Here is a 4,467-nt window from a genome sequence, read left to right as displayed (position 1 = left end):
GAAGTGGACCGTGTCCGTCAGCCCCAGCTCCTTCGTCATCCGCTCCAGCTCGGGCCGCCTCGGACCGTCCCCCACCAGGAAGGCGTGGAGCACGTGCCCCTTGAGGCGAACCATCGCCAGCGCGCGCAGCAGGTCCTCCTGCCGCTTCACCGGGTGGTTCATGTTCGCCACGTGCACCACCACCGGCGCGCCCTTCGTATCCGGCAGTTGGGCCTTCAGGCCCTCACGCACCCGTGCGTCGAAGCGCGACAGGTCCAGGCCGTTGGGGATGACGGACACCCGCTCCGCCGACAGCCCCTCTTCCTCCACCAGCATGCGGCGGATGGCGTCGGCGTTGGCCACCACGTGATCCGCCAGGTGGGTGAGGCCCTTGAGCAACGCGCGCCGCGCCGGACCGTGCCAGTGGGCCAGATCCAACCGCCCGACAATCACCTTCGTCCCCGCCAGCTTCGCCGCGGGCACCACCAGCATCGTCGAGTAGAAGTCGTGCGCGTGGACCAGCTCCACCCGCTCACGGCGAAACCAGCTCGCCAGCCGCATCACCTGGGCCGCCGTGTTGGGCCGCGCCAGCGAGCCCCCCAGCGAGAACTCCTCCGGCACATGGCCGAGCTGCCGCACCGCCCCCAGCAACGGTCCCTGCTCCTGGAGCACGCCCACCTGCACGCGGTAGCTGGAGGGAAGTCCCCTCAACAGCTCCACCACCTGCACCTCGGTCCCCCCGATGTGGAAGGACTTGGTGAACTGCACCAGCCGGAGGGGTGCCTCCGCCATCCGTGCTTCCTCACGCCGCATTGTTCGAGCCCTCCCAGCTCGCCGAAAGCTGCCCCTTCACCACCGGAATCCCCACCGACTCCTCGACCGCCTGCGTCCGGGCGATCCGCTGCGCGCATGCCGCCAGACCGAACAGCACGTACAGGTGCGCCGAGAGGATGTAGCCCGAGAAGAGCTGACAGATGAGGTAGCCCGCCATGGACGCGGACAAGCCTCGCGCCAACCACCCCACCCGCGTGCTGCGCGAGGCCTCGAAGGCACCGCCCGCCGCGCCTCCGGCGAACACGAGGAAGAAGAGCAGACCCACCCAGCCCAGCTCCCCGATGACGTCCAGGAAGACGTTGTGCGCCACGTACGCGCGCGTCGCCTCGGGCGGCGCGTACAGCGGCCATGCGAAGCGGAAGCTGCCCGCCCCCACGCCCAGCAGCGGCTTGTCCAGGCTGATGCGCGACGTCACCTGCCACGCGTACACGCGGCCCATGGCCGACGCGTCCTGCTGGAACGTCGCCACCGTCTCATTGCGCTGCCAGAAGCTCTTCGGCGCGAAGAGCACCAGGCCCAGCGCGAGCGCCGCCCCGATCAGCACCGAGCGCAGCTTCTTCTGCTCGCGCAGGGCCCAGATGGCCATGGCCACCGAGAGACCGATGAAGCCACCGCGCGAGAAGGTGAAGACGATGGCCACCACCGCCACCGTCACCGCCACCGCGCACACCGTGCGCCACACCCAGTGGCTCTCCTTGCGCGCCAGGAAGGCCACCGCCAGCGGCACCACCACCGCCAGGTTCATGGCCGAGCGGTTCGGGTCCGCGTACACCTCCACCCAGTGCGCGCGGTAGCCCTCCACCAGCGTCGCGGGCGTCCCGGTGAGGTACGTGTTGATGACGCCGTGCGACGTCACGATGGACGCCAGCACCACCGCGCCGCACATCACCGCCAGCCGCCGGGGCGTGGTCACCACGTTCACCAGCGTCAGGTAGATGGCCGTGAGCTTGAGCAGCTCGATGGCGGTGTAGCGCGTCACCTCCGGGTTCACCGACCACGTCATCGAGGCCAGCGCGAGCCCCGAGAAGGCCAGCAGCGCCAGGCCTCGCGCGCCATCGAAGAAGAGGGGCTCCGCGCGCCCCACCCGCCGCAGCGCCATCAGCCCCGCCGCCAACCCCGACGTCAGCAGCGCCAGCCGCAATGGAGCCAGCGCGGGAATCCACGCTTGCGGCACCATGTACATCAGCGCCGCGAACGCGGTCAGCGCATAGAACGCCACCACATCCCGGCGCTCCGCATTGTCGCTCACCACCATCCCGTCCTCCTCCCACCCGATGCCCGAGCCACTGAACATCCATAGGTCCAGCGCTATGGACGCCTAGAGTCGCTAGCAGGCGATGTGCCAGCGGCCTTGACGGGCAAAACCCGTGGATCCAAGGCCTTAGCGGGAGGGCCCCCGGTCCGCGGGGGCTCGGGGGGTGGTGGGACTGAAAGGATTACGGCGTCCCTTCGCCCTGCATGGGCAGAAGAACAGAGGCGATGGGATTCAACTTGCCCTCCTGGAGGAACGACGGCCCCAGCTCCTCCAGCAGGCGAGCAAGCGTCACCCTCACCAAACGGCGCAGCTCGGGCCGGGCCGACTCGGGCACCGACGGCTCCAGCACCGCCGCCGCGCGATCCGCCACGCCCGGGCGCATGCGCGGGGCCTCCGGGGTGCCCTCGAAGAGCAGCGCCCCCAGCTCGTCGCCCCGCCCCGAGGGGACCGGGCGTACATCCACCTTCCCCTCCAGCAGGGCCATGGCGACCACGGCGGCGAAGAGGTGGTCCACCCCGAGCACGCGCGGCTCCACGCCGAAGCGGGCCAGCAGCTCATGGGCCCGCTGCGCCGTGCCTCCGAACAGCGCGCCCAGCAGCGCCACCTGGGCCTCCGCCCGCGCCAGCACCTCCTCGCTGGAGGCCACCTCGCGCCGCGAGCGGAAGGGCACCGGCTCGGCCCCCGGAACCTTCAGGGTGCGGCGCGGACGCTTGCGGCGCAGGGCCTCGACAGCGACGGCCTCCTCCGGGAAGAGGAGCGGCGTGCCGTCCACCTGCGCCAGCGGCTGCTTCATCAACCGGTCCGCGCGGAACTTGAGCGTCAGCGTCAGGGAGAAGCCCACCTGGAAGATGCGCTTCACCTCCAGGTCGCGCACCACCTGCACGGCGCGCGAGGGGTCTCCCCCCGTCAGGTGCTCCAGCCCCAGCAGCAGGTAGTCCCGGGCCATCTCGCCCACGCGGCGGATGGCGTCCATGTCGCCCGGATCCTCCACCTCGGCCACCAGCGTGGCGTTGGCGAGGTAGCGCAGCTCTGCCTCCAGGTTCTCCCGCTCCACCTCATCCAGGGCGCGGAAGGCGGCCTCCAGGTAGTCCGGCTGACCCTGGCCCGGCACGAGCGCCTTGCTCGGCGCCGCGGCCGGCGAGGGCCCCGGGTCCACCCGGCTGAAGAGGCGCACGGCCTCCTCCAGGGGCGGGAAGCCCAGGTCCTGAAGCCGCGCCGTGCGGAAGCGGTACGCCGTCTCCTCCAGCTCGCTGGGCACGTCCCAGCGCGTGGCCTCCATGAAGCGCACCGCCTCGAAGGGGTTGTCCGCGATCAGATCGTTGATGATCGAACGCATGGTGACCAGGTCCGCCCCCTCCACGCCCTTGAACTCCACGAGGTAGCGGCCCTCGGGCGTCTCCAGGGTGACGCCCTCCACGTGCACGTCCGGGTTCTCCTCCAGGTCGTGCACGAGGGTGAACTCGCGCATGAGGACCTCCAGCACCTCGGCGTCCACCTTGCGCAGCTTCTGGAGGAAGTGCTCGGGCTCGTCCCCACGCGCGGCGCGCAGCCAGGAGAGCACCTCGAGCGGCGTGAGCTGGTCCCGCTTCCACCCGCCCAGGTCCACGAAGGTGCGGAACTGCTCGGGCGAGGCGAGCTGGATGAGCTCGGTCGAGTCCGCCAGTCCCACCTCCATGATGGTGAAGTAGAGGTCCTCGGCGGGCAACGAGCGCACCAGCTCGCGTGCGCCCCGCGACTCGAGGATGGCATCCATCCGCTTGCGGGCGGGCAGGGACGCGAGCTGCCGGCGCACGACGTTCAGCGCGTGTTGGAGGTCACCACCGTTACCGCTGCTTCCGTTTCGATTGCCGTTCGCCACGGCGCGTGCCTACCACAGGTCACGCCTTCACGGCGCCCAGCAACGCGTCCCACACCTCGTCCAGGCCCAGCTTCTCCGTGGAAGAGAACGCCAGCACTGCCTCGCGGGGCAGGGAGAGCTGCTCGGACAGGTCGTTGAGCCGGGGCTTGCGGCGCGCCTTGGGCAGCCGGTCGATCTTCGTGGCCACCACCAGGATGGGCCGCCTGGCCTCCTGAAGGTAATCGAGCGTCTGGAAGTCATCCGAGGTGGGCCCCACCTCGGCGTCGATGATGCTCACGACCACCTTCAAGTCCCGGCGCTTCTCCAGGTAGGTGGTGATCATCGTCTGCCACGCGGCGCGCTCCGTCTTGCTCACCTTGGCGAAGCCGTAGCCGGGCAGGTCCGCGAAGCGGACGATCTGGGCCTTGCCCCCACTCTCCACGTCCACGTCGAAGAAGTTGATCGTCCGGGTGCGGCCGGGGGTGTTGGAGACGCGCACCAGCTTCCTGCGGCCGGCCAGCGCGTTGATCATGGACGACTTGCCCACGTTGGAGCGGCCCAC

4 protein-coding genes are annotated in these 4,467 nt (G+C 70.2%); all 4 read right to left on the bottom strand.

Annotated features, from left to right (window positions below):
* Positions 1–792 (bottom strand): glycosyltransferase (locus VF794_RS27670; protein ID WP_331115495.1); only part of this gene is annotated, 792 nt, incomplete at its 3' end.
* A complete protein-coding gene (locus VF794_RS27665) occupies positions 782–2,068 on the bottom strand; it encodes an O-antigen ligase family protein (protein ID WP_331115497.1) in 1,287 nt (428 codons plus the stop codon). The genes VF794_RS27670 and VF794_RS27665, both read right to left, overlap by 11 nt.
* Positions 2,069–2,249: 181 nt before the next feature.
* A complete protein-coding gene (locus VF794_RS27660) occupies positions 2,250–3,926 on the bottom strand; it encodes a DUF6178 family protein (protein ID WP_331115493.1) in 1,677 nt (558 codons plus the stop codon).
* A 19-nt stretch (positions 3,927–3,945) separates the two neighbouring features.
* On the bottom strand, positions 3,946–4,467 hold a 522-nt coding region (yihA, locus tag VF794_RS27655; RefSeq protein WP_331115491.1), incomplete at its 5' end, for a ribosome biogenesis GTP-binding protein YihA/YsxC.

It is taken from the genome of Archangium sp., assembly GCF_036389735.1.
GTDB lineage: Bacteria > Myxococcota > Myxococcia > Myxococcales > Myxococcaceae > Archangium.
This window is presented reverse-complemented; position numbering and strand designations above follow the sequence as displayed.